The organism is Exiguobacterium sp. SH5S13 (assembly GCF_004337085.1).
Taxonomy (GTDB): Bacteria; Bacillota; Bacilli; order Exiguobacteriales; family Exiguobacteriaceae; genus Exiguobacterium; species Exiguobacterium aurantiacum_A.
Genome location: NZ_SJUS01000010.1, coordinates 60,797 through 84,655, shown reverse-complemented (window position 1 = coordinate 84,655; position 23,859 = coordinate 60,797). Strand labels below are relative to the sequence as shown.

Genomic DNA, 23,859 nt, shown 5'->3' with positions numbered 1-23,859 from the left:
TCATTCCGTCGACTTCCCCCCGAAGGGTTCCGTCGATTTCCTGCGCTCGACTTGCATGTATTAGGCACGCCGCCAGCGTTCGTCCTGAGCCAGGATCAAACTCTCCAAAGAATTTGATATAGCTCTTGAAAATGACGAAGCTTGCGCTTCAATCAAAACTTGTAAAACTTTTTTTGCCTCATCGTTCAGTTTTCAAAGTTCGTCTGCCGCTCTTAGCGACTCATTAATAATAGCATCTGTGATTATATTCGTCAACTATAAAAATAAAATATTTTGAAAGAATAATATCTAGCGTATTCTTTCGACGGCACTATATAGAAGGAACACGCTAGACGGTTACTGAAAAGCGACGATTCGAACCTCATCAAGTTGAGATAAATCGTATGTTTCTTGTGTTGGTTCAGAGATTACGACCGGTTGTTCCACGCTCGGCGTGTAGCATTGAATCGTTCCGCGCACACCGCTACTCAGTAAGACAGTCCGTCCTACTTCGTAAAAGCCAAGCAGTGTAGCTAAGAGCGTCAACGCTTCCCCATCGTATGCCTCATTTTGCCACATATAAAAATAAGCCTCTTCTGGTGTCAACGCTTCTCTGAACGTACGTGGGGCTGTCAATTGGCAGAATCGGTCGGCGACGATGAACAACGGTGATGCAGGATGAAGGGCTCGTTCTTCTAACCGACTCGGAAAACCTGACCCGTCTAAACGCTCATGATGTTCGGCAATCAATTTACCGACCCTGGCTCTAAGTGTCTGATCTTGCGGTAACATCGTAAGCGAGACGAGCGGGTGCTGATACAATAGCTCTCGTTCCATTTTTGTGAAATAGCGCATGTGGGACCATTTTCGTATTTTAGCGTAGCTCGCATCTGCGAAATAAGAAGCAACACCATAATCGAATTGAATGCGGTGTTCGTCTCCTCGGTATTTCGATAGCGTCTTGGCTACTAAAGCTCGATAAATCGCATGATGAATCACATGATTTTTTCGAAGTGGTTGATTCGTAAAGAACGTGACGACGGCCGATAGCGGATATTCACGTTTGAACAGTTGATGGACGAATTCAAGCGCTTCGTAAGGGTTGGGGGCAATCCGTTCTTCCCATTGATTGTAATGCCGTTCGTATTGGAGCACTTTTGCACATAGATCGATTTCCTCGTCGCGGGTAAGATGGCGACATTCGACCGGAGCAACATCAATGGCTCCTACCTTTAAAAAACGGAGCAAGCGTAAATGTTCGTTTGTCAGTTTCGTTCCTGCCTCTAACGAAGAAACTGACGTCAAAAGCGTCATCCCAACGTGAACGTTTGAAATGGCAAGTCGCATGCTCATCCCTCCTGATTATATGAAAAAAGGTCGAACGGAAGCACCGTTCAACCTTTTCGTCTTACTCAGTCTCTTCAGACGATGGGCCAACTTCGGGTGCTTCATCAACAAACCCATTCTCCACATCAACTGTCGATTCCTCTTCTAATTCATCTTCTAATTCATCTTTTTTCAGTTTAGCAATTGTCGCCAAGCGGTCGCCATCTTCGATATTCATGACTTTAACACCGCGCGTGCTACGCCCCATTTGCGAAATTGTTTGGGCATCGATTCGAATCGCGACACCGAGCTCGGTCATGAGCATGATGTCATCATCTTCATCGACTACGCGCATCCCGACGACAGTTCCGCGGTCTGTCTTGATTCCGATAATTCCAGAACCGCCTCGACCTTGTGTCCGGAATTGTTCCATCGCTGTGCGTTTGCCGTATCCTTTTTCCGTGATGATGAGCACGTCTTGTGTCGGGCGTACAATTTCCATCGAAACGACTCGATCATCATCCTTCTTCAATCGAATCGCACGTACACCGCGAGCCGTACGGCCCATCGAACGGACCTCACCTTCGAGCGGGAAGCGAATCGACATCCCGGCGTGTGTCACAATCAACATCTCGTCGTCGCTCTTCGCTAGACGTACAGTAACGAGCTCATCGCTATCGTTCAAGCTGATGGCACGCAATCCGTTTTTGTTGATGCGGGCATAGGCAGAAAGCGGTGACCGTTTGACAAGTCCGTGCTTCGTGATAAACACGAGTGACAATTGCTCATCAGCCACTTCTTCTTCTTCTGAACCTTCACCAGCGTCCTCAACGATGGCTTTGTCCGCCAAATAGCTATTAAAGTCGACCGGGATCATCGTTTCGACCTTCTCACCCTTATCGACTTGGAGTAAGTTGATAATCGGCATCCCTTTCGCGGTTCGGCTCATCTCAGGAATCTCATATCCTTTCAAGCGGAACACGCGACCGAAGTTCGTGAAGAACAAGATCGTATCGTGCGTTGAAGCAGATAAGAGGCGCAATACGAAGTCTTCGTCATTCGTACCCATTCCTTGTTTCCCTCGACCGCCGCGACGTTGTGTGCGATACGAGTCACTCGGAATCGATTTGATGTAGCCTTCGCTCGTCAGTGCGATCATCATGTCCCGAACCGGGATCAAATCCTCATCCTCAAGCTCGATGATGTCGGTACGAATCACCGTACGACGTGCATCGCCGTAACGCTCTTTGATTTCAGTCAACTCATTGCGAATGATTTCGAGAAGGAGTTCCTCATCCCCTAAAATCGCACGCAATTCTTCGATCAACGTACGGATCTCGCGATACTCGCCTTCGATCTTCTCGCGTTCAAGACCGGTCAACCGTTGGAGACGCATATCGAGAATGGCTTGTGTCTGCTCTGTTGATAGTCCGAAGCGAGCAATCAATTTCTCACGGGCCTCGTCACCGGTCCGCGTGCTGCGGATGATGGCGATGACTTCATCGAGGTGGTCGAGCGCGACACGGAGACCTTCGAGAATATGCGCACGCGCTTCTGCCTTATCGAGGTCGAACTGCGTCCGGCGCCGAACGACTTCTTTTTGGTGTTCGATGTAATAATAGATCGCTTGTTTCAAGTTGAGCGTTTTCGGACGTCCTCCGACGAGCGCGAGCATGTTCACCCCAAACGTCGTTTGCATCGGCGTCTGTTTATACAAGTTGTTCAAAATGACGCTTGCGTTCGCATCGCGGCGTACCTCGATGACGACGCGCATTCCGTTTCGGTCCGACTCGTCACGAAGGTCTGTGATGCCCTCGATTTTCTTGTCGCGAACTAGGTCAGCAATCTTTTCAACGAGACGGGCCTTGTTCACTTGATACGGAATTTCATGGATGAGGATGCGTTCACGGCCGTTCTTCAACACTTGGATCTCGGCTTTCGCGCGCATCGTGATCGATCCGCGACCTGTCTCATACGCCCGGCGAATACCGCTGCGTCCTAAAATCTCACCAGACGTCGGAAAGTCCGGACCCGGAATGTACTGCATGAGCTCTGAAATCGTGATGTCCGGATTGTGCGTGAGCGCAAGCACGCCATCGATTACTTCGTTCAAGTTATGTGGTGGTACGTTCGTCGCCATCCCGACCGCGATCCCGCTCGTACCATTGACGAGGAAGTTCGGGAAACGGGCCGGCATAACGACTGGTTCTTTCTCTTCACCATCAAAGTTTGCTTGATAGTCAATCGTGTTTTTACCAATATCGCGCACGAGTTCCATCGCGATTTTCGACATCCGGGCTTCCGTGTAACGCATTGCCGCTGCCGAGTCTCCATCGACGGACCCGAAGTTTCCGTGGCCATCAACGAGTTCGTAGCGATAACTGAAGTCTTGTGCCATCCGAACCATCGTCTCGTAAACAGCTGAATCACCGTGTGGGTGATACTTACCGATGACGTCCCCGACGACACGGGCAGACTTCTTATGGGGCTTGTCGGCACGAATCCCGAGCTCGTTCATCGCGTAAAGGATACGGCGGTGAACCGGCTTGAGACCATCTCGTACGTCCGGGAGGGCACGCGACACGATGACGCTCATCGCGTAGTCCATGAACGACGTCCGCATCTCTTGGCTAATATTTATATCCTTGATATTTTCTTGTTCTGCCATTCGTTATTGCCTACCCTTCTTTTTAAATATCGAGGTTTTTCACGTAGTGTGCGTGTGACTGGATAAAGTCACGGCGCGGCTCGACATTGTCGCCCATGAGCGTCTCAAAGACCTCATCTGCCTCGATGGCGTCTTGAAGGTCGACACGAAGCATCGAGCGAGACTCTGGATTCATCGTCGTGCTCCAAAGTTGTTCCGGGTCCATCTCACCGAGACCCTTGTAGCGCTGTACACTATAGCGCGCGTTCTCAGGAAGTCGTTTGATTGCTTCTTGGAGTTCGCGGTCGTTTTGGACGTAAACAATCTCTTTACCATGTTTTACACCGTAGAGTGGCGGCTGGGCGATGTAGACGTAGCCGCTCTCAATAAGTGGCCGCATGTAACGATAGAAGAACGTCAGCAACAGTGTCCGGATGTGGGCACCATCGACGTCGGCATCGGTCATGATGATCAACTTATGGTAACGCGCCTTGCCGAGATCGAATTCGTCGGCGATCCCGGTCCCAAGTGCCGTGATGATTGTCCGAACTTCTTGGTTGGCTAAGATTTTATCGAGTCTTGCTTTCTCGACGTTGATGATCTTACCTCGGATTGGCAAAATCGCTTGGAAATGACGGTCGCGTCCTGACTTGGCTGATCCACCGGCCGAGTCACCCTCGACGATGTACAGTTCAGATTTCGATGCGTCCTTCGATGAACAGTCGGCCAGCTTACCTGGCAACGAGCTGACTTCAAGGATGCCTTTACGACGTGTCATTTCACGGGCGCGTTTGGCCGCGAGGCGGGCACGGGCTGCCATGAGCCCTTTGTCGACGATGAGTCGGCCGACCGACGGGTTCTCAAGCAAGAACTGTTCGAACGTCTCGCTAAAGAGTGAATCTGTCACCGTACGGGCGTCAGCGTTACCGAGCTTCGTCTTCGTCTGTCCCTCGAACTGCGGTGACGGGTGTTTGACCGAGACGATCGCGGTCATCCCTTCACGCACGTCGTCGCCGGAAAGACTGCCATCAGCCTCTTTCATCAATCCAAAGCGTTTGGCGTAATCGTTGATCGCCCGTGTCAGTGCCGTTTTGAACCCGGTCTCGTGCGTCCCGCCTTCGTGTGTCGGAATGTTGTTTGTGAACGAGTAAATATTGCTAGAGAACCCTTCGTTGTACTGCAGCGCGATTTCTACTTCGATCCCGTCTTTCGTACCGTGTACATAAACCGGCTCATCGTGGATCGAAGACTTCGAACGGTTCAAATGCTCGACGTAAGACTTGATCCCGCCTTCGTAACAATAGTTTCGCTCAATCGTTTCGTCGCCCCGCTCATCTTTTGCGACGATGCGAAGTCCTTTGTTCAAGAAAGCAAGTTCACGCAAGCGCGTTGCTAGAAGATCAAAATCGTATTCGAGTGTTTCGTCGAAGATGTCTCCATCTGGGAAGAAACGAACCGTCGTACCGGTCGTGTCTGTCGTACCGACAATCTCGAGCTCACCTTGAGGGGCGCCGCGTTTGAACGCTTGATAGTAGACGTTACCGTTTCGGCGTACGAATACTTCGAGTTTCTTCGACAAGGCGTTAACGACGGACGCCCCGACTCCGTGCAAACCACCCGACACTTTATATCCACCGCCGCCAAATTTACCTCCGGCGTGGAGAACGGTGAAGATGACTTCAACGGCAGGACGTCCTGTCTTTTTCTGAATGTCAACCGGAATCCCCCGGCCATCATCTTCGACAACGACAGAGTTGCCTGGTTCGATCGTCACGGTAATCGTTTCACAATGACCGGCGAGCGCTTCATCAATCGAGTTGTCGACGACTTCCCACACTAAGTGGTGGAGCCCGCGCGAACCCGTCGAACCGATATACATCCCTGGGCGTTTACGAACGGCTTCTAACCCTTCAAGCACTTGAATCTGATCGGCACCGTAATCTTGCATTTGTTTTTCATTTTCGTTACTCATCGGTTTCATTCACCTACTATACATGAATTGGTGTTCATAAGGATTGGTCGTACGTTAGACAGATTCCGTCTCAACTTTACCTTGTTTCACGTGAAACAACTTGGCTTGTTGAATCGTTTCGTGAGCAATTCCATCGATATTGGTCGTCGTAATAATCGTTTGGACTTTCTGCCCCATCGTATCAAGCAGATGGGTTTGGCGATGATCATCTAATTCAGATAAGACGTCGTCTAACAACAGCAGCGGATACTCCCCGACCTCTTCGTGGATCAGTTCAATCTCCGCTAGTTTTAACGACAAGGCCGCCGTGCGTTGCTGGCCCTGTGAACCGAACGTTTGGACGTTCCGATCATTGACGTACAGTTCGAAGTCGTCGCGATGGGGACCGAACAAGGTCACACCTCTTCTTCGTTCGTTCTCTCTTATTTTATCAAACTTTTGCCGATACGTTTCAAACATCTGTTCTTTCGTGTGACGTTCTTTTTGAAACGTGTCCGAGACGTATTGAATCGTCAACGTTTCTAAGTTCCGAGTGATTCCTGCATGGATCGGTCCGGCCCATTTCTCGAGTTGATCGATAAAATGGTGGCGCCTGGAGACGATTTTGACGGCAAGCTCAATCAGTTGGTCGGTGAGCACTTCGAGCAATGTCTCGTCCCCACCTTTGATCGACAGTTGTTTTAAAAATGCATTCCGTTGCTTCAGTGTTTTCAAATACTGATTCAAGTCATGTAAGTAAATCGGACTGACTTGTCCGATTTCCATATCTAAAAAACGTCTTCTTCCTTGAGGGCTGCCTTTGACGATTGCAAGATCTTCTGGCGCGAACAAGACGACGTTGAACGCTCCGACGTAGTCACTGAGCCGTCGTTGCTCGAGGTGGTTCAGTTTCGCTTTTTTCCCTTTCGGAGAAAAGCTCAGCGACTGTACCGTTTCACCGGTACGTTTATGGATCCGACCCTCGACGATGGCCGTTTCCGCTTCCCACCCGATCAGTTCACGGTCTTGCGTCGTCCGATGCGACTTTGCGAGCGCAAGTACGTAAATCGATTCGAGCAGATTCGTTTTGCCTTGGGCGTTCTCACCGATGAGAACATTCGTCTGTTCTGAAAAATTTAGCTCAAGGGCTTCGTAGTTGCGGTAGTTTTGCAGTCGAATCGACAATAAGTGCACGTTAGTTCCCCTCGATTTGGAAGTCCCCGTAGCCCTCGACTTCAATCTTGTCTCCGTCGCGGAGTTTACGGCCGCGGCGTTGATCGACCTCGCCGTTCACTTTGATCTCAACGTCTTCCAAAAAGAATTTCGCTTGGCCTCCGCTTGAAATAATATCAGCTAATTTTAAAAATTGTCCGAGTGTTACATACTCGGTCGTAATCGACACTTTTTCCATGTCGTCACTTCCTTTCCTTCATACTTTTCACAAAAAATCGCCATACATATTAGTTTATCGAAAAACGTCGAATAAGGCAAAAATAGGGATGATAAGGTGAAACACCTCATCATCCCCGATTCGCTCCATCTTGATTACGATGTGCGGACTGGCAAAATCAACTGAAGGACACTATCTTGTTCGACCGGACGCAAAATGAACGGGCGCATCGAACCTGTGAATTGAACCTCGATTTCCGTCGCATCGAGCGCACGAAGCGCATCCATGACAAATTTCGAGTTGAACGAAATTTTGAGTTCTTCACCTTCGAGCGATAAGATGCTGACCCGCTCGGACACTTTCCCGACTTCAGGCGAGTGTGAAGAGACTTCGACCGTGTTCGCTTCTTCAGCCACGAACTTGATGACATTGTTGCGATCCGAACGTGCCAACAGCGATGCACGATCAATCGCCTGTAAGAAATCTTTCGCATTCAAACGAACTGCAGTCCGATATTCTTCTGGGATCAAGCGAGACGTATCTGGGTACGCTCCATCAAGAAGACGTGAAAAGAACGAAATGTTTTTCAGACGGAATAGAATCTGTTGGTCCGTCAAGACGATTTCAATCGGCAACTCTTCACGGTCGAGTAATTTCGCGAGCTCATTGAGCGAACGACCAGGTACGACGACGTTTTGGAACGTCAAATCGTCATCTGTTTCAAAACGGGCCCGGCGCAGTGCTAACCGATGGCTATCCGTCGCGACGCATGTCAAAAATCCTTTTTCAGCTGAGAAATTCACACCTGTCAGGACTGGCCGTGTCTCTTGCGACGAGACGGCAAAGCTTGTTTGGCGAATGATCGTCTTCAACAAATCGGCCGGAAGATAGAACCGGCGGTCGCTAGCTAGTTCAGGGAGACGTGGATACTCGTCTGGGTCGAGTCCGTTCAGATGGAACTCCGCTTGACCTGATTCGATACGCGTCATGAAGTTTGGTGAGACTTCGAGTGTGACTTCGTTCGTCGGAAGCTTCTTGACGATTTCACCAAGGAAACGGGCGTTCAAGACGACGCTACCGGCACGTTGGATTTGGATGAGTTCGATTCCACCCTCTTCGACCGGGATCAATCGTTCGATCGAAATTTCCGTATCACTTCCTGTGAGCGTCAATCCATCTGCATGGGCTTCAAGTTTTAATCCTGTCAAAATCGGGATCGTCGTTCTAGAAGCAACAGCTTTTGATACATCTTGTACGGCTTGCATGAATACATCGCGCTGAATCGTTAAGTGCATGTGGATAATTCCTCCTAAGTGAAATGAGTCATATAGTTTAATAATAATAGTATTATTTAAGTCATAATAGTAATAAGGGCTGTGGATAGTGGGGATAACTCACTTGAACAACTGGTGTTGAGCCAATCTGCCTGTGAATAACGTGTGGATAACTCGGCTTGTTTATCCACAGGATATCCACAAGAGGAATGAGACGGTTACGACAGCGCCTTCTTCAATGTTTTAATCGTCTCTTGCATCTCCGGATCATGCTTGAGTAACGTGCTAATCTTCTCATGAGCGTGGATAACTGTAGTGTGATCCCGCCCACCGAACTCTTCTCCGATTTTAGGGAGTGAGCTCTCGGTCATCTCGCGTGATAAATACATCGCGATCTGTCTCGGGAAAGCGAGCGTCTTCGTCCGTTTTTTCGCTTTGAGCTCATCGACCTCGATGTTAAAGTGATGACCGACGATCTCTTGGATGTCACGGATGACAATCTTCTTCGCCTCTTGCACCGGCATGATGTTGTGGAGCGCTTCGGCAGCGACATCAGGGTCAATCGGCCGGGCGACCAGCTTCGCATAGGCGACGACGCGGGTAAGTGCGCCTTCAAGCTCACGAATGTTCGTGTCGATTTGATTCGCGATGTAGAGCATGACGTCATTGGCGATATCAAGCCCTTCAGCTGTCGCTTTCTTCCGTAAAATCGCGATCCGCGTCTCGAGGTCAGGCGGCGTGATATCCGTGATCAGTCCCCATTCGAACCGAGATCGGAGACGATCTTCTAACGTCGGAATCTCTTTAGGCGGCCGATCGCTCGAGATGACGATTTGTTTTTGATCGTTATGGAGCGCATTGAACGTGTGGAAGAACTCTTCTTGCGTCTGTTCTTTCCCGGCCAAGAACTGAATGTCATCTATTAATAGAACATCGATGTTCCGGTAACGGTTACGGAACTCCTCTGTCTTATTGTCGCGGATTGAGTTAATGAACTCATTTGTAAACTTTTCCGACGAAACGTAGGCGATTCGTGCGCCTGGCTTCTGCCCTTTCACGTAATGACCGATCGCATGCATCAAGTGTGTCTTTCCAAGTCCGACTCCCCCATAGATGAAGAGCGGGTTGTAAGCTCTCGCAGGCGCTTCGGCCACAGCCAGTGAGGCAGCGTGGGCAAACCGGTTGCCCGAACCGATGACGAACGTTTCAAAGATATACTTATCGTTTAATTGACCGAGGTTCCCTTCCTCTTTTGATCGTACTGGAACCGGCTGCTCTCTCGTTTCTGTAGCGGCAATCGCTTCTTTTGATCCCTCGGCAGGAGCATACTTGTGCGCTTGCGACTCCTCGATAAAATGAATCTCAAGTCGATTGTTCGTCACTTCCTCAACCGTATCTTGCAGTAATGACAAGTACTGACGTTCGAGCCAAGTGACAATGAAACTAGCGGGTGCAGATACGACGAGTGTCGTTCCCATCAATGAAATTCCTTCCGTTGACTTCAACCACATGTCAAAGCTAGCTTTTGGTGTTCGTTCTTCTTCGTCGATTAGAGATAAAACATTTCTCCAAATCTCGCGAGCATTTTTCAATGAAAGACCTCCTTTACTCACATATTGGCGAAACTTATTCACATGATATACACATTCACTATTCTTATAGTAGAAACTAGGCTTATCCCCAGGAAACAAAAACTGTGGATAACGTTATCCACAAGGTGTTAACTATGGGGATAACAGTTATCCACAGGCTGTGTATATCTCGGAATTGATGAAATATCATCCACGAGTTGTGCACATTTAGTTTAGCAAAATAAAATAGACGTGGCAACGGTTTTTGACATTTATCCACAGATTTAAAAAACAATCCACAGGCACTTATCCACATGCTGTGGACAGTGTGGATAAGCTGTGGATATGTTGTGGATAAACTTAAAGTGAACGAGCCGTCATGAAAAAGTTATGCACAAAAGAGGGAGAAAGAAAATAACGTATTGTTTTTGTAAGAGAAGAAAGTGGAATTTTAAGAAACCACACGTTACAATTGTTGAAAAAGACGGAGTTATACACATATAAGTGTGGATAACTAGGTGGATATGTGGATAAAATGGCTTTATCAAGCTATTTGTAAAGGAATGACGGCTCAAATGTAAAGGTTGCGTCTCGTTTAGTCCCCTATTTTATCGATGTCTAGCCTGATCCGTCTAGCTGGGGAGATCAAGTCCATCGCTGCCAACTATTCGTGCCCGATTAGAAAACCTCTTGAAATGCCATTGACAATCGGTAGAACAGTTTATATAATCTTAAAGACTGCCTTAAATGAAACTATAACTTGCTAATAGAGCGTTAACCTTGAGGAGGTGCTTTAACCATGAAACCAACTTTTAATCCTAACAACCGTAAGCGTAAAAAAGTTCACGGATTCCGTTCGCGTATGGCGACTAAAAACGGCCGCAACATTCTTGCAGCTCGTCGTCGTAAAGGCCGCAAAGCCTTGACTGTCTAATAAAGATCAAAAGATTGCCCGGGGAACTGATCCTCGGGCAATCTTTTTTTATCGTCACAGAATCGAACGGAAAAAATTGATTCTCACTCGTTGAAATGAATGGGATATGATATGATGTTAGGTGACGATTTTTGAAGCGAAGGATGGAGTGAGAATTTTGAAAAAAGAATACCGCCTCCAAAAGAATGAAGAGTTCCAAGCGGTGTTTCGCGAAGGACGCTCCGTGGCTAATCGTCAGTTTGTCGTCTACACGCAGAAGGCGGATCAAGCGCATTTCCGGGTTGGACTTTCTGTCAGCAAAAAGTTAGGGAACGCAGTGGAACGAAACCGAATGAAACGATTGATGCGTGAATCGCTTCGCTTGCTCGAACCGAACGTAGCTCCGCATAATTATGTCATCATCGCTCGTAAACCGGCGACGTCGCTCTCGCAAGATGAAGTGACGGAAAGCTTGAAGCATGTCTTCAAACGAGCTAAAGTTTGGCAACAGAGACAAGTCGATCGATCATAACAATCCGAGCTCGTTCTTTCATATATAACGCGAACTAATTAGGATTGACCGATAGACGTGTGACGCAACTAAAAGAATCGATACAGAAAGCGTAGGAGGAATTATGAGCAAAAACCTGAAATTAGGATTATTGGCCGTCATGACTGGTGTCATCTTGTTGATGGCCGGATGTGTCGATCCATCGACAATCCAAGGAGAGCCGATCACGGCTGAAACGGAAGGCTTCTGGTCTCAATACTTTGTATGGCCACTAGCATGGTTGTTAAAAGAAGCGGCTTATTTAATCGGCGGCACTTGGCAGTACGGGTATTCGATCATCATTGCGACGATCATCGTCCGCCTCTTGATCTTACCGCTCATGATCAAGCAGACGAAGAGTATGGGTGCGATGCAAGTGTTGCAGCCGGAAATGCTCAAGCTTCGTGAGAAGTATAGCTCGAAAGACCAAGAGACACAGCGTAAACTGCAAGAAGAAATGATGAAGATGTATCAAGACTACCAAATCAACCCGCTCGCAGGGTGTTTGCCAATCTTGATTCAAATGCCGATCTTGTTCGCATTCTATGATGCGATTCGTCGGACACCTGAAATCTTTGAAGCAAGTTTCCTTTGGTTCGACCTTGGTGCGCCGGATCCGACGTTCATCTTGCCGATCCTTGCTGCGATCTTGACGTATGCCCAACAAAAAATCTCAATGGCGGGGCAAGAACAAAACCCGCAGTTGAAGATGATGCTTTATATCTTCCCGGTCATGATCTTCGTCATGTCGATCACCCTCCCGGCAGCCCTCTCGATGTACTGGGTCGTCGGTTACATCATCTCAATCATTGTGACGATGGCGATCATGTTGCCGATGCGTGAGAAGATGAAAGTTCAAGCTGAGGCGAAAATCGCTGCGAAAGAAGCAGAGCGTGCGGTACTCGCAGAAGAAGAAAAACAGAACAAAAAGAAAAAACGCAAATAAACGTTGAGGCTGTGGATAAATGATCCACAGCCTTTTTTTGTGACAAGAGAAGTATTGTGGATAAAATGCGGGAATAGGATTAAGGACCAATTATCTGAATCAAGAAGGGAGCATTCCTAATGGAGACGCTGATCAAACGGCTTGAGCGTTCGACGTTAGTCCAAGCCGGTATTTATTTGTTGATCGGGTTACTGATTTTATTTAATCCGCGCTTTTTCTTTGACGTCATCGTTTATCTCGTCGCCGGTTATTTTGCTGTGCTCGGTCTTTGGGTGTTGTTCCAAGGTCTTCGCCAACGAAAAGATGGGTTGCCGCCATCCTTCTTTATGGGGATCGTCTATATCTTGATTGCCTTGATCGTCTTTTTCTTCGCTGAAACGTTAGCCAGCCTCTTGCCGCTCTTCATCGGTTTCTTGTTCTTGTTTGGCGGGCTCATCCGGCTCATTCAAGCCGTTGGTTTTCGCAAGACGATTGCGAGTCGGTGGATGTTCTTTCTATTGAGCAGCTTGTTGTGGATCGGGATCGGGCTACTCATGCTGGCGAACCCGTTCGACAGCTTGCTCGTCTTGTTTCAATTGTTCGGCGGCTTTTTAATTGCCGTCGGTCTCATCGAATTAGTACTCTATTTCACGCTTCGGTCTGCAAGACGCCAGCACGGATGAACGAAGAGCCGCCTGATTTCACAGGCGGCTCTTTTCGCATTGGAGCCAATCCGGGGCGACCATGACATAAAGGTCGACGTCCGAATGCTCATCGCCTTCCCCGCGTCCAAACGATCCTTTAAGAAAAATCGCTTGAACGGCTTCGTCTTGCTGTAACACGTCCGTCAGTTTAGAAATGGCCTCAAGTTGTCTCATTCCGTCGTGCCTCCTTTGGAAATATATTCCGCTATTGTACAAAAGTAAAAACTGAAAAAGCAACTTGTAACGTAAAGGTCGGACCCTTTCGTTCGAGCTAAATATCGTGTATAGTAGGTGCGTTATGCATATGATAGATAAAGATGTTTGAAGTATGGGAGGGGAAGATTATGCTAGAGTTTGACACGATTACAGCCATTTCGACGCCGATGGGTGAAGGGGCAATCGGAATCGTCCGTTTGTCCGGTGACAAGGCTGTCGAGACGACGGCGAACGTGTTCGCGGGCAAAGACTTGACGGAAGTGGACTCGCACACGATTCATTACGGAAAACTGAAACGGCCTGGCACAGACGAGGTCATCGATGAAGTGATGGTCAGCGTCATGCGGGCGCCGAAGACGTTCACGCGAGAAGACGTCGTCGAAATCAACTGTCACGGAGGAATCGTCGCGGTCAATCGTGTCCTCGAGCTGATCCTCGAACAACCGAACATTCGATTGGCAGAACCAGGCGAGTTCACGAAGCGCGCCTTTTTGAATGGCCGCATCGACTTGTCACAAGCGGAAGCGGTCATGGATTTGATTCGGGCGAAGACCGACCGCGCCATGACCGTGGCGATGTCACAGATGGAAGGTCGTTTGTCGCGGCTCGTCCGCGATTTGCGTCAACTGTTGCTTGAAACGATCGCAGCCGTCGAGGTCAATATCGATTACCCAGAGTACGATGCTGAAGAGATGACGCAAGCGATCGTTGAAGAGAAGGCGGGCGAAGTGAAACGTGTGCTCGAACAACTGCTCGAAACGGCTCGCCAAGGAAAGATTTTGCGCGAAGGTCTCGCGACAGCGATCATCGGACGGCCGAACGTCGGCAAGTCCTCGCTGTTGAACACGCTCGTCCAGGAAACGAAGGCGATCGTCACGGAAATCGCGGGAACGACGCGCGACACGATCGAAGAGTACGTGAACGTCAAAGGCGTTCCGCTCAAGCTGATCGATACGGCCGGGATTCGCGAGACGGAAGACATCGTCGAACGGATCGGTGTCGAAAAATCGCGGAAGGCGCTTGCGGGCGCCGATCTCATCTTGCTCGTCTTGAACGGTCATGAGGGCTTGACGGTCGAAGATGAGGCGCTATTCGAGGCGATTGCCGGCATGAATGCGATCATCATCATCAACAAGACAGACTTGCCACAAAACATGGATTCTTCTAAGCTAGAGAAATTAGCGGCAGGGCGCCCGATTGTGGCTACATCGCTATTATTGGAAGAAGGGATCGATGCGCTTGAAAAGGCGATTTCGAACTTGTTCTTCGCCAAAGGCGTCGAGTCGCAAGATATGACATATATCTCGAACGCACGACACATTCAACTCATTAAACGAACGATCGAGCAAATCGATGAAGCGCTCGGTAGCGCCGGCATGAACATGCCGATTGACATGGTCCAAATCGATTTACGTCGGGCGTGGGATACGCTCGGGGAAATCAATGGGGACACGGTCCAGGAAAGTTTAATTGATCAACTGTTTTCACAGTTTTGTCTTGGGAAATAAGAAGGAGGAAACACTATGGCTTACACGGCAGGCGAGTTTGACGTCATCGTCATCGGAGCCGGTCACGCGGGGATCGAAGCGGCACTTGCATCGGCGCGCATGGGCGCGAAGACAGCGATGCTCACGATGAACCCGGACATGGTCGGGTTTATGTATTGCAATCCGTCGATCGGAGGTCCCGCTAAAGGGATCGTCGTTCGTGAAATCGATGCCCTCGGAGGCGAGATGGCGAAAGCGATTGACGCGACATATATTCAAATGAAAATGCTCAACACATCAAAAGGTCCAGCGGTGCGTGCGTTACGGGCGCAAGCGGACAAATTCCAATATCAAAATCACATGAAGAAAGTGCTTGAAGACGAGCCGAACCTGTTGCTTCGTCAAGCACTCGTCGAGCGACTCATCGTCGAAGACGGGCAAGTACGTGGTGTCATCACGAACACAGGCTCGGAGTATCGGGCGAACGCGGTCATCGTCACGACCGGTACGTTCATGCGCGGACAGATCATCATCGGAGAACTGTCTTATGAGAGCGGTCCGAACAACCAAATGCCTTCTGTCGAGCTGTCGAAGCATCTCGAAGAGCTCGGGCTTGAACTTGTTCGTTTCAAGACGGGTACGCCGCCGCGAATCGACGGGAAGACGATCGATTATTCAAAAACGGAGATTCAGCCGGGGGACGAGAACCCGTCGCTCTTCTCTTACACGTCGACCGACCTCAATCCGATCGAACAGATCCCGTGCTGGCTCACGTATACGAGCGAGCGGACGCACCAGTTGATTGACGAGAACTTGCATCGTTCGCCGATGTATTCGGGCGCGATCAAAGGGACAGGGCCACGCTACTGTCCGTCGATCGAAGATAAAGTCGTTCGTTTCAACGACAAGCCGCGTCATCAAATCTTCCTCGAGCCAGAAGGCCGCGACACGGAAGAAATCTACGTCCAAGGTTTCTCGACGAGCATGCCGGAAGACGTCCAGCACCAGATGCTCCGGACGATCCCGGGTCTTGAAAACTCAGAGATGATGCGCCCCGGTTACGCGATCGAATACGACGCGGTTGTACCGACGCAACTGTGGCCGACACTCGAGACGAAGGCGGTCAGCGGTCTGTTCACGGCTGGGCAGATCAACGGGACGAGCGGATATGAGGAGGCAGCCGGGCAAGGTATCATGGCCGGTATGAACGCCGCCTGCAAAGTGCTCGGGAAAGACCCGGTCATCTTGGATCGGTCGCAAGCGTATATCGGTGTCTTGATCGACGACCTCGTGACGAAAGGGACGAACGAGCCGTACCGTCTGCTGACGTCACGTGCCGAATATCGCTTGCTCCTTCGCCACGATAACGCCGATCTTCGCCTCAGCGACATCGGACACGAAGTCGGTTTGTTGTCGGCTGAGCGCCATGCAAATCTTGAAGACAAACGTACAGCCATCGCTGCGGAAGTGAAGCGGCTCCAGTCGCTCGTGATCAAACCGTCGGCTGAAGTGAATGCGATTTTGGAAGAAGTCGGGGCGAACCCGCTCAAAGAAGCAGCACATGCCAACATCTTGTTGAAGCGGCCCGAAGTGACGTACGCGACGCTGACGCGGTTTGCACCGGCTCTGGTCGAAGTGCCGTTCGAAGTGGCTGAACAAGTCGAGATTCAAGTGAAATATGAAGGCTACATCTCGAAACAGCTCGAGCAAGTCGAAAAAATGCGTCGTATGGAAGAGAAGCGCATCCCTGAGAAGCTCGACTATGACGCGATCAGTGGTCTTGCGACGGAAGCACAACAGAAATTGAAACAAGTTCGTCCGCTCTCGATTGGACAAGCGTCACGTATTTCCGGGGTGAACCCGGCCGACGTATCGATTCTTCTTGTCTATATCGAGCAGGGACAATACGCAACGGTGGAGTGAGACGATGAATCAATCCCAATTTATTGAAGCCTTACAGGCAGAAGGGTTCGAACTGAGCGAGAAACAACTCGCCCAGTTCGAACGGTATTTCGAGATGCTCGTCGAATGGAACGAGAAGATGAATTTGACGGCGATCACGGATAAAGAAGAAGTCTATTTGAAGCATTTCTATGATTCGCTGAGCGCTGCGTTTCATTTCGACTTCACGGCCGTCGAGACGGTATGTGACGTCGGCGCCGGGGCAGGATTCCCGAGCTTACCGCTCAAAATCTTGTTCCCGCACTTACATGTAACGATTGTCGATTCGCTCAACAAGCGCATCACGTTCTTGAACGAACTCGCCCTCGCTCTCGAGCTAGATGGCGTCGCGTTCCACCATGGACGCGCCGAAGAGTTCGGGAAAAATAAAAAATTCCGTGAGCAATTTGATGTCGTGACGGCCCGTGCCGTCGCGCGGATGACGGTGCTCGCCGAGTACTGTCTACCGCTCGCAAAAGTCGGCGGAACGTTCGTGGCGCTCAAAGCCGCGAAAGTTTCCGACGAACTTGTGGACGCGAAGAATGCCTTGGCGGTGCTCGGTGGGAAAGTAAAAGCGACACACCAGTTCCTATTGCCAGGAGAGATGAGTGAGCGTAATATCGTAATTGTAGATAAATTACGTAAAACGCCCGGGAAATATCCGCGTAAAGCGGGAACGCCGGCGAAAGAGCCGCTAATCTGAGTATTCTTGTTTCACGTGAAACTAAAAGCAGATTCCAGTGGTGGAATCTGCTTATTTTTTACATAAAGGGGTGCCGACGTTGAAGAAAACATTTGCTAAACTGTTCGGAAGTCGTCAAGAAGTGGCCGTCACGGAAATGACGCAAGTTAAACCGAACGACACGGTCCAAGAAATCGCTTTAGCATTACTTCTTCCAAACCGTTATCAACCGCGTAAAGTATTTGAACCGGCTAAGATTGAAGAGTTGGCCGTCACGATCGAAGAGCACGGATTGCTTCAGCCGATCGTCGTTCGTAAGGCGGAAGGGGACCGCTATGAGATCATCGCTGGGGAGCGTCGTTTTCGCGCGGTCAAATCGTTAGGATGGTCCGTCATTCCGGCCATCGTCCGTGACATGGATGACGATACAACGGCCGCCTTGGCGCTCATCGAAAACTTACAACGCGAACAGCTTAGCCCGATTGAAGAAGCGGAAGCGTATGACCGATTGTTGTCGATGAAACAGTTGACGCAAGACGCGCTCGCGAAGAGCCTCGGTAAGAGCCAGTCGACAATCGCGAACAAGCTACGCCTCTTGAAGCTGCCGAACGACGTCAAACAATGTTTACGTGACCGTCAAATCAACGAACGACATGCCCGGGCGCTCTTGCCGCTCAAAGAAGAGTTGCTGCAAATTCAAGTACTCACGGAGATCCTTGAAGAAGACTATAACGTCAAAGAGACGGAACAACGTGTCGCGTTCCTGACGACGCCGATTGAGGAAGAAAAACGGAAACCGAAGAAGCAACGCCGGCGGACGAAAAGTTTTGCCCGAGACACTCGAATCGCGATCAACACGATCCGTGACTCGATTGATCTGATCGGGAAAACCGGTATCGAAGTTCAAACCGAAGAAGTCGATGAAGAAGAGTTTGTTGAAATTCGAATCCGAATCCCAAAAGCGCGGCCACAAAAGTGAGCTCGTGCTTTTTTTATAATTCATGAACAAGGAGGCGTCACGATGGAAAAGTTAGCGCTCAAATTTATCCGTCCCAACCCGAACCAACCAAGGAAGCAATTCGAAGCCGAGAAGCTAGAAGAGCTGCGACAATCGATTGAACGGTACGGTGTCTTGCAGCCCATCGTCGTCCGTAAGGCGAGCGGCTATTATGAGATCATCGCTGGCGAGCGGCGCTATCAGGCGGCGATGCTTGCCGGAAAGGAAGATATTCCGGCGCTCATCGTGACGGCCGACTCGGATCGGGTCATGGAGCTCGCGCTCATCGAGAACATCCAACGGGCTGATTTGAACGCGATCGAAGAAGCGCTCGCCTATGAGCAACTCATGCAGACGTTAGGGCTGACGCAACAACAGCTCGCCGAACGTGTCGGGAAGAGCCGGAGCCATGTGACGAATAGCCTCCGGCTCCTGAGACTGCCGAGCGCGGTCCAACACGCGGTCATGGTCGGGGAACTGACGATGGGTCATGCCCGTGCCATTACCGGCATGAAGTCGGAGGCGGCGATGGAACAAATCGCGCGACGTGTCATTGCTGAGCAGTGGACGGTCCGCCGGCTCGAGCGCCATTTGCAAAAAGAGCGCACAGAAAAAAAGACGCTCAAACGCTCAGACGCCGACGTCGAAGCCGTCGAGGCCGTGCTTGCGGAACGTCTTCAAATGGATGTCTCGATTCGGTCACGTCGAAAAGGCGGCGTCCTCGAGTTGAAATATTTTTCGCAGGAAGACTTGGAACATTTGTTGACGCTGTTGTCACCTCAAGATTTTGATTCGTCACGTGATTGACGAAGTCTTGTGAACGCAGCCTCTTCATGGTGGATGTTTCCGATTCGCGAATCGAATTCGACGAATCCGGCGGTGACGAAGCGCGCCAGTTCGTAAACGAGGTGGAGACGCGTGTTTTGTAGAATCATCATCTCCATGAAGCCGCTCACGTTGACGACCGCCTTGATGTTGTATTCGCCGACCGAGGGGAGTTCTTTTTGAACGCCAGCGCCCGGTGCGAGCGGGCCTTCCGAGAAGAAGACGTAACCGACGCTCGATAAGCGGCCGAGGCAGGCATCGATGGCGATGATGAGCGGACGGTGAAAGCGTGTCTGAATCTCATGGAGCGTTTCTACTAGGTTTAATGCGTGGACCGGTTTCGTGAGTGTTCCGTAGACGTGCAAGTTCCGAACCATTTTTTCCTCGAGAAACGTACCGACGAGGGGACCGAGCGAATCTCCGGTCGAACGGTCGGATCCGATGCAGACGAGAACGATCGGACGGTGTGTCTCGCTCGCCAACTGTTCGTGAAGCTGGTCAGCAAAAAGTTTGGATCCACTCCGTTCAGTATGTTCGATGAAGAAAGAGTATGGTTTATGAGGTTTTAGGCGAAACGGCATGAATCTCATCCTCTCTTCTAAGCTGTTTGTGATCTAGTTGCATTTGCGGAAGGATATCGTATTAACCCATTCCCGGAACAAGGAAACTTATAACGTCCGGATGTAGGGTTTGAGAAAAGTAATCAATTATGGTTTGATGGGTTAGAATATATGACTTTAGAGGTGACAACATGGCTTCACAGAATACAGAAACAGATTTAAGTACGGTGGCCGACGAGACGATTAATAACGTCAACCGCTTCGTCGCGTATTTTCAAGACACAGAGATGTGGATCGCCCTTGGGATTAAGCTGACCGGGGTCGTGCTCATCATCGTGGCGTTGTATGCGGCGACAAGAATATTGACGTCGATGGTCCAGCGCGTGTTCACGTTACGTAAAATCCATGAAGATAACATCGTGGCGCAACGGCAAAATGAAACGCTTTTGAAACTGGCGCAAAACACGATCCGTTATGTGATCGGGCTCATTATGATTTTGACCGTACTCGGTCAATTCGGGGTCAATATCGCTGGTTTGATCGCATCGGCCGGGGTCGCGGGTCTCGCCATCTCGTTCGGTGCCCAAAACTTGGTCAAAGACGTCATCACAGGCGCGTTCATTATTTTTGAGAACCAGTACAAGAACGGGGACTACGTGAACTTGAACCAACAAGTCGACGGGACCGTCATCGAAGTCGGCATCCGGACGACGAAACTTAAAGGATTGAACGGACAAGTGACGATCATTCCGAACGGTCAAATCATGCAAGTGACGAACTACTCGCTTGAGAACAGCGTCGCTGTCGTCGATATCGGGGTCGCTTATGAGGAAGAGATAGAAGGGGTCGAAAAAGCGCTGAAAGAAATCGCGAAAGCGGTCGAGGCAAAGTATCACGATCTGTTCATCGAACCGATCACACTCGCCGGCGTGCAGTCGCTCGGACCGTCGGAAGTCGTGTACCGTCTCATGGCCGAAGTGCCGCCGACGCAACATTTCGCGGCAGGCCGGATTTTGCATAAAGAGTTGAAGGCCGGACTTGATGAGCGCGGGATTGAAATTCCATATCCACGCACGGTCATGATGCCTCCAACCACTTCGACTAAAGGAGCGCCCGAAAATGCAGGCTAAATCGTATGAGTTAAACGATTTTGTAGAGATGAAGAAACCGCATGCTTGTCAGACGAACCGTTGGCAAGTCACACGGGTCGGGATGGACATCCGAATCAAATGTCAAGGCTGCGGAGCGAGCGTCTTAATGCCGCGACGTGACTTTGACAAACGTTTGAAAAAAGTGCTTAAACAAGAGAACGCCGCTGAATAAGTGGCGTTCTTCTCTATGTTGCAACCGTGAGTTGCGGTTTAATCGAGGACTATCTATAATTGTGAAGGATGTGACGGTGTGGTGTACTGAACGTACCCACTCCACAGACGGATCAACATTTCCCGGGAAACACCGGATGAGGAGGAAATATAAGTGGGATTAACAGCAGGAATCGTCGGGTTACCGAACGTCGGGAAATCGACATTATTTAACGCCATCACGCAAGCAGGTGTAGAAGCGGCCAACTATCCGTTTGCTACAATCGACCCGAACGTCGGAGTCGTCGAAGTACCGGACGCGCGTTTGGACCGGTTGACGGAACTCGTCAAACCGAAGAAGACGGTACCGACAGCGTTCGAATTTACAGATATCGCTGGAATCGTCAAAGGAGCATCAAAAGGAGAAGGTCTCGGGAACAAGTTCCTAGCCAACATCCGTGAAGTGGACGCGATTTGCCAAGTCGTCCGTTGTTTTGAAGATGACAACATCACCCACGTCGCCGGTAAAGTGTCGCCGATCGATGACATCACGACAATCAACCTCGAGCTCATCTTGGCGGACCTCGAACTTGTCGACAAGCGCATCACGCGCGTTCAAAAAATGGTGAAGTCAAAAGATAAAGGGGCCGCCCAAGAACTTGAAGCACTCGAGATCGTTCAAGCGGTCCTCGAATCAGAGCGCCCGGCCCGTGTAGCCGAATTGACGGAAGACCAACTCGCGATCGTCAAACACTTCCAACTGTTGACGATGAAACCGATGCTTTACGTCGCGAACGTGAGCGAAGACGAAGTCGCGGACTCGGACAACAACAAGTACGTGCAAGCCGTGCGTGAACACGCCGCGACGGAAGATGCGAAAGTGATCGTCATCTGTGCGCGCATCGAGGAAGAAATCTCTGAGCTTGAGCCAGAAGAGCGCCTTGAGTTCTTACAAGACCTCGGGATTGAAGAGTCTGGCCTCGATCAGCTGATCCATGCCGCGTACTCGACGCTAGGTCTCGCCACATACTTCACGGCAGGTGAGAAAGAAGTCCGTGCTTGGACGTTCAAACAAGGGATGAAGGCTCCTCAGTGTGCCGGCGTCATCCATTCGGACTTTGAGCGCGGATTCATCCGGGCCGAAGTCGTCTCGTACGAAGACTTGTCGGCTGCCGGCAACATGGCACTCGTCAAAGAGCAAGGCAAGTTGCGTTCAGAAGGTAAAGAATATGTGTTCGAAGATGGCGACGTAGTCACGTTCCGCTTCAATGTTTAAGACATTTCCTTGAAACGTATTGTAAAATGCAAATAAGTTTGATAGTATATTATGACGTGAGTAAAACAATTGTTTGCTCCTTGCTCCTGCAACCGGTAGGAGCCGCTAGTCCAAGAGGAGGTGAAAGATAATGCGTAAATATGAACTACTTTACATTATCCGTCCATCAGTTGATGAGGAAGCTAAAAAAGCGTTGGTTGAACGTTTTAACAACGTCATCACTGAAAACGGAGGTACTGTTGAAAAAACAACAGATATGGGTAAACGTCGTTTCGCTTACGAGATCAACAAAATGCGCGAAGGATACTATGTTCTTCTTAGCATCACTGCTGAACCTAAAGCGATCCAAGAAACAGAGCGTCTCATGAAGATCTCTGATGACGTTGTCCGTCAAATGACAACTAAAGATGAGCGTTGATTCTTGACGCTTCATATTGTGAAAGGGGAGCTTTGAGATGATTAACCGAGTTGTGTTAGTTGGTCGATTGACACGCGATCCAGAAATGCGTTATACGCAGAGCGGAATCGCCGTAACTCGCTTCACTCTCGCTTGCGATCGTCCATTTACTGGACAAGATGGGAAGCGTGAGGCGGACTTTATTGATTGTGTCGTTTGGCGCAAACAAGCAGAGAACGTGGCGCAATATTTGAAAAAAGGCAGCATGGCCGGCGTAGACGGTCGCCTTCAAATCAGTAGTTACGAGGGTCAAGATGGCCAACGTCGTTACCGGGTAGAAGTCGTAGCAGATAGCGTACGCTTCCTTGAACCACGCGGTGCCTCAGCGCAACGTGATACAGCACCAGCGGGAGATGTTTTCGGTGGTGGTGAGTCAAGTGGATCAGGATGGGGCGCAGCCGCTTCTTCGACTTCATCTCAGTCCTCAAACCAATCTTCAAACCAATCTTCAAACAAAGGTTTTGAAGCAGATCCGTTCTCGGGTGGCGGCAAAATCGACTTATCGGATGACGATCTACCATTTTGATCGCGTCGATTCGAAACTAAACTAATAAAGGAGGTCTTCACATGGCACGTCGTCCAGGAGGTCGTCGTCGTCGTAAAGTATGTTTCTTTACGTCGAACAACATCACTCATATCGATTATAAAGACGTAGAATTACTCAAGCGCTTCGTTTCAGAGCGTGGGAAAATTCTTCCACGTCGTGTGACCGGTACTTCAGCGAAATACCAACGTCCACTTACTGTCGCTATCAAGCGTTCACGTCAAATGGCTTTGCTTCCATACGTTGCAGAGTAATGTTTGACACACGGCTTATCCTTTGGGGTAAGTCGTTTTTTTGTTTTCTGTCTCCACGTAGGAGTGTAAGTGAAACCGGCAGATATGGT

Annotated in this window: 24 protein-coding genes and 1 rRNA gene; 15 read left to right on the top strand and 10 right to left on the bottom strand. The window is 49.8% G+C overall.

The annotated features are described in order from the left end of the window. The 8 genes from EVJ30_RS07425 to dnaA form a co-directional block, all read right to left on the bottom strand. A 16S ribosomal RNA gene (locus EVJ30_RS07425) occupies positions 1-111 on the bottom strand; the annotation flags it as partial. A gap of 225 nt (positions 112-336) precedes the next feature. Continuing rightward, positions 337-1,326, bottom strand: coding sequence for an HD-GYP domain-containing protein (locus tag EVJ30_RS07420; RefSeq protein WP_131457824.1), 990 nt, complete (start codon positions 1,324-1,326; stop codon positions 337-339). A 61-nt stretch (positions 1,327-1,387) separates the two neighbouring features. Next, entirely contained in the window at positions 1,388-3,973 is a 2,586-nt protein-coding gene (gyrA, locus tag EVJ30_RS07415; protein ID WP_131468564.1) for a DNA gyrase subunit A, read from the bottom strand. A gap of 22 nt (positions 3,974-3,995) precedes the next feature. Further along, complete coding sequence (gene gyrB, locus EVJ30_RS07410) at positions 3,996-5,924, bottom strand: DNA topoisomerase (ATP-hydrolyzing) subunit B (RefSeq protein WP_131457822.1); 1,929 nt, start codon at positions 5,922-5,924, stop codon at positions 3,996-3,998. A 54-nt stretch (positions 5,925-5,978) separates the two neighbouring features. Next, positions 5,979-7,097: a DNA replication/repair protein RecF gene (gene recF, locus EVJ30_RS07405; protein WP_070329327.1), complete on the bottom strand. Its 1,119-nt coding sequence runs from the start codon at positions 7,095-7,097 to the stop codon at positions 5,979-5,981. A gap of 1 nt (position 7,098) precedes the next feature. Continuing rightward, the gene (gene yaaA, locus EVJ30_RS07400) at positions 7,099-7,314 is read right to left on the bottom strand and encodes a S4 domain-containing protein YaaA (RefSeq protein ID WP_070329328.1); all 216 of its coding nucleotides are present in this window, start codon (positions 7,312-7,314) and stop codon (positions 7,099-7,101) included. Between the two features lie 134 nt (positions 7,315-7,448). After that, positions 7,449-8,588 (bottom strand): DNA polymerase III subunit beta, encoded by a 1,140-nt coding sequence (gene dnaN, locus EVJ30_RS07395; protein ID WP_070329329.1) that lies wholly within the window; start codon positions 8,586-8,588, stop codon positions 7,449-7,451. Positions 8,589-8,785: 197 nt separating this feature from the next. Continuing rightward, positions 8,786-10,159, bottom strand: a complete 1,374-nt coding sequence (gene dnaA, locus EVJ30_RS07390) for a chromosomal replication initiator protein DnaA (RefSeq protein WP_070329330.1) — start codon at positions 10,157-10,159, stop codon at positions 8,786-8,788. 778 nt (positions 10,160-10,937) lie between these two features. Here dnaA and rpmH point away from each other — a divergent pair. From rpmH to EVJ30_RS07370, 4 genes are all read left to right on the top strand, one after another. Next, positions 10,938-11,072 (top strand): 50S ribosomal protein L34, encoded by a 135-nt coding sequence (gene rpmH / locus EVJ30_RS07385; protein WP_083274156.1) that lies wholly within the window; start codon positions 10,938-10,940, stop codon positions 11,070-11,072. Positions 11,073-11,229: 157 nt separating this feature from the next. Next, positions 11,230-11,583 carry a ribonuclease P protein component gene (gene rnpA, locus EVJ30_RS07380; RefSeq protein ID WP_070329331.1) on the top strand — a complete coding sequence of 118 codons (354 nt, stop codon included), beginning with the start codon at positions 11,230-11,232 and terminating at the stop codon, positions 11,581-11,583. Positions 11,584-11,686: 103 nt separating this feature from the next. Continuing rightward, on the top strand, positions 11,687-12,547 hold the full coding sequence (gene yidC, locus EVJ30_RS07375; RefSeq protein ID WP_131457821.1) for a membrane protein insertase YidC: 861 nt from the start codon (positions 11,687-11,689) through the stop codon (positions 12,545-12,547). 119 nt (positions 12,548-12,666) lie between these two features. Further along, positions 12,667-13,209, top strand: a complete 543-nt coding sequence (locus EVJ30_RS07370; RefSeq protein WP_131468562.1) for an HdeD family acid-resistance protein — start codon at positions 12,667-12,669, stop codon at positions 13,207-13,209. 18 nt (positions 13,210-13,227) lie between these two features. On the opposite strand, the gene EVJ30_RS07365 is transcribed toward EVJ30_RS07370, so the two are convergent. Beyond that, entirely contained in the window at positions 13,228-13,404 is a 177-nt protein-coding gene (locus EVJ30_RS07365) for a nucleotidyltransferase domain-containing protein (protein ID WP_131457819.1), read from the bottom strand. 170 nt (positions 13,405-13,574) lie between these two features. On the opposite strand from EVJ30_RS07365, the gene mnmE reads away from it, so the two are divergent. The 5 genes from mnmE (at position 13,575) to EVJ30_RS07340 (ending at position 19,360) form a co-directional block, all read left to right on the top strand. Next, a complete protein-coding gene (gene mnmE, locus EVJ30_RS07360) occupies positions 13,575-14,954 on the top strand; it encodes a tRNA uridine-5-carboxymethylaminomethyl(34) synthesis GTPase MnmE (protein WP_070329335.1) in 1,380 nt (459 codons plus the stop codon). 15 nt (positions 14,955-14,969) lie between these two features. Further along, positions 14,970-16,856, top strand: coding sequence for a tRNA uridine-5-carboxymethylaminomethyl(34) synthesis enzyme MnmG (mnmG, locus tag EVJ30_RS07355; RefSeq protein WP_131457818.1), 1,887 nt, complete (start codon positions 14,970-14,972; stop codon positions 16,854-16,856). Positions 16,857-16,860: 4 nt separating this feature from the next. Further along, complete coding sequence (rsmG, locus tag EVJ30_RS07350; RefSeq protein ID WP_070329336.1) at positions 16,861-17,577, top strand: 16S rRNA (guanine(527)-N(7))-methyltransferase RsmG; 717 nt, start codon at positions 16,861-16,863, stop codon at positions 17,575-17,577. A gap of 79 nt (positions 17,578-17,656) precedes the next feature. Then, on the top strand, positions 17,657-18,535 hold the full coding sequence (noc, locus tag EVJ30_RS07345; protein ID WP_070329337.1) for a nucleoid occlusion protein: 879 nt from the start codon (positions 17,657-17,659) through the stop codon (positions 18,533-18,535). Between the two features lie 42 nt (positions 18,536-18,577). Then, entirely contained in the window at positions 18,578-19,360 is a 783-nt protein-coding gene (locus EVJ30_RS07340; RefSeq protein WP_131457817.1) for a ParB/RepB/Spo0J family partition protein, read from the top strand. Here the strand turns inward: EVJ30_RS07340 and yyaC are convergent. Continuing rightward, entirely contained in the window at positions 19,333-19,959 is a 627-nt protein-coding gene (gene yyaC, locus EVJ30_RS07335) for a spore protease YyaC (protein WP_070329339.1), read from the bottom strand. The genes EVJ30_RS07340 and yyaC overlap by 28 nt on opposite strands. Before the next feature lie 170 nt (positions 19,960-20,129). On the opposite strand from yyaC, the gene EVJ30_RS07330 reads away from it, so the two are divergent. The 6 genes from EVJ30_RS07330 to rpsR all read left to right on the top strand — a co-directional run bounded on the left by EVJ30_RS07330 (position 20,130) and on the right by rpsR (position 23,770). Beyond that, positions 20,130-21,068 carry a mechanosensitive ion channel family protein gene (locus EVJ30_RS07330; protein ID WP_131468560.1) on the top strand — a complete coding sequence of 313 codons (939 nt, stop codon included), beginning with the start codon at positions 20,130-20,132 and terminating at the stop codon, positions 21,066-21,068. After that, the gene (locus EVJ30_RS07325) at positions 21,058-21,261 is read left to right on the top strand and encodes a DUF951 domain-containing protein (protein ID WP_016509068.1); all 204 of its coding nucleotides are present in this window, start codon (positions 21,058-21,060) and stop codon (positions 21,259-21,261) included. Before EVJ30_RS07330 ends, EVJ30_RS07325 begins: the two co-directional genes overlap by 11 nt. Before the next feature lie 153 nt (positions 21,262-21,414). Continuing rightward, complete coding sequence (gene ychF, locus EVJ30_RS07320) at positions 21,415-22,515, top strand: redox-regulated ATPase YchF (RefSeq protein ID WP_131457814.1); 1,101 nt, start codon at positions 21,415-21,417, stop codon at positions 22,513-22,515. 130 nt (positions 22,516-22,645) lie between these two features. Then, on the top strand, positions 22,646-22,933 hold the full coding sequence (gene rpsF / locus EVJ30_RS07315) for a 30S ribosomal protein S6 (protein WP_016509090.1): 288 nt from the start codon (positions 22,646-22,648) through the stop codon (positions 22,931-22,933). Positions 22,934-22,970: 37 nt separating this feature from the next. Beyond that, entirely contained in the window at positions 22,971-23,498 is a 528-nt protein-coding gene (gene ssb / locus EVJ30_RS07310) for a single-stranded DNA-binding protein (protein ID WP_131468558.1), read from the top strand. Between the two features lie 41 nt (positions 23,499-23,539). Continuing rightward, complete coding sequence (gene rpsR, locus EVJ30_RS07305; RefSeq protein ID WP_015880232.1) at positions 23,540-23,770, top strand: 30S ribosomal protein S18; 231 nt, start codon at positions 23,540-23,542, stop codon at positions 23,768-23,770. The last annotated feature ends 89 nt before the right edge of the window (positions 23,771-23,859 follow it).

Bases quoted from the DNA above. Each gene is read 5' to 3' on its own strand.
- ssb (WP_131468558.1), top strand. From the start codon at position 22,971: ATGATTAACCGAGTTGTGTTAGTTGGTCGATTGACACGCGATCCAGAA.
- dnaN (WP_070329329.1), bottom strand. From the start codon at position 8,588: ATGCACTTAACGATTCAGCGCGATGTATTCATGCAAGCCGTACAAGAT.
- gyrB (WP_131457822.1), bottom strand. From the start codon at position 5,924: ATGAGTAACGAAAATGAAAAACAAATGCAAGATTACGGTGCCGATCAG.
- rpsR (WP_015880232.1), top strand. From the start codon at position 23,540: ATGGCACGTCGTCCAGGAGGTCGTCGTCGTCGTAAAGTATGTTTCTTT.
- EVJ30_RS07325 (WP_016509068.1), top strand. From the start codon at position 21,058: ATGCAGGCTAAATCGTATGAGTTAAACGATTTTGTAGAGATGAAGAAA.
- EVJ30_RS07340 (WP_131457817.1), top strand. From the start codon at position 18,578: ATGGAAAAGTTAGCGCTCAAATTTATCCGTCCCAACCCGAACCAACCA.
- rsmG (WP_070329336.1), top strand. From the start codon at position 16,861: ATGAATCAATCCCAATTTATTGAAGCCTTACAGGCAGAAGGGTTCGAA.
- EVJ30_RS07365 (WP_131457819.1), bottom strand. From the start codon at position 13,404: ATGAGACAACTTGAGGCCATTTCTAAACTGACGGACGTGTTACAGCAA.
- EVJ30_RS07330 (WP_131468560.1), top strand. From the start codon at position 20,130: ATGGCTTCACAGAATACAGAAACAGATTTAAGTACGGTGGCCGACGAG.
- rpmH (WP_083274156.1), top strand. From the start codon at position 10,938: ATGAAACCAACTTTTAATCCTAACAACCGTAAGCGTAAAAAAGTTCAC.
- mnmG (WP_131457818.1), top strand. From the start codon at position 14,970: ATGGCTTACACGGCAGGCGAGTTTGACGTCATCGTCATCGGAGCCGGT.
- gyrA (WP_131468564.1), bottom strand. From the start codon at position 3,973: ATGGCAGAACAAGAAAATATCAAGGATATAAATATTAGCCAAGAGATG.
- mnmE (WP_070329335.1), top strand. From the start codon at position 13,575: ATGCTAGAGTTTGACACGATTACAGCCATTTCGACGCCGATGGGTGAA.
- EVJ30_RS07370 (WP_131468562.1), top strand. From the start codon at position 12,667: ATGGAGACGCTGATCAAACGGCTTGAGCGTTCGACGTTAGTCCAAGCC.
- yyaC (WP_070329339.1), bottom strand. From the start codon at position 19,959: ATGCCGTTTCGCCTAAAACCTCATAAACCATACTCTTTCTTCATCGAA.
- EVJ30_RS07420 (WP_131457824.1), bottom strand. From the start codon at position 1,326: ATGCGACTTGCCATTTCAAACGTTCACGTTGGGATGACGCTTTTGACG.
- yaaA (WP_070329328.1), bottom strand. From the start codon at position 7,314: ATGGAAAAAGTGTCGATTACGACCGAGTATGTAACACTCGGACAATTT.
- rpsF (WP_016509090.1), top strand. From the start codon at position 22,646: ATGCGTAAATATGAACTACTTTACATTATCCGTCCATCAGTTGATGAG.
- yidC (WP_131457821.1), top strand. From the start codon at position 11,687: ATGAGCAAAAACCTGAAATTAGGATTATTGGCCGTCATGACTGGTGTC.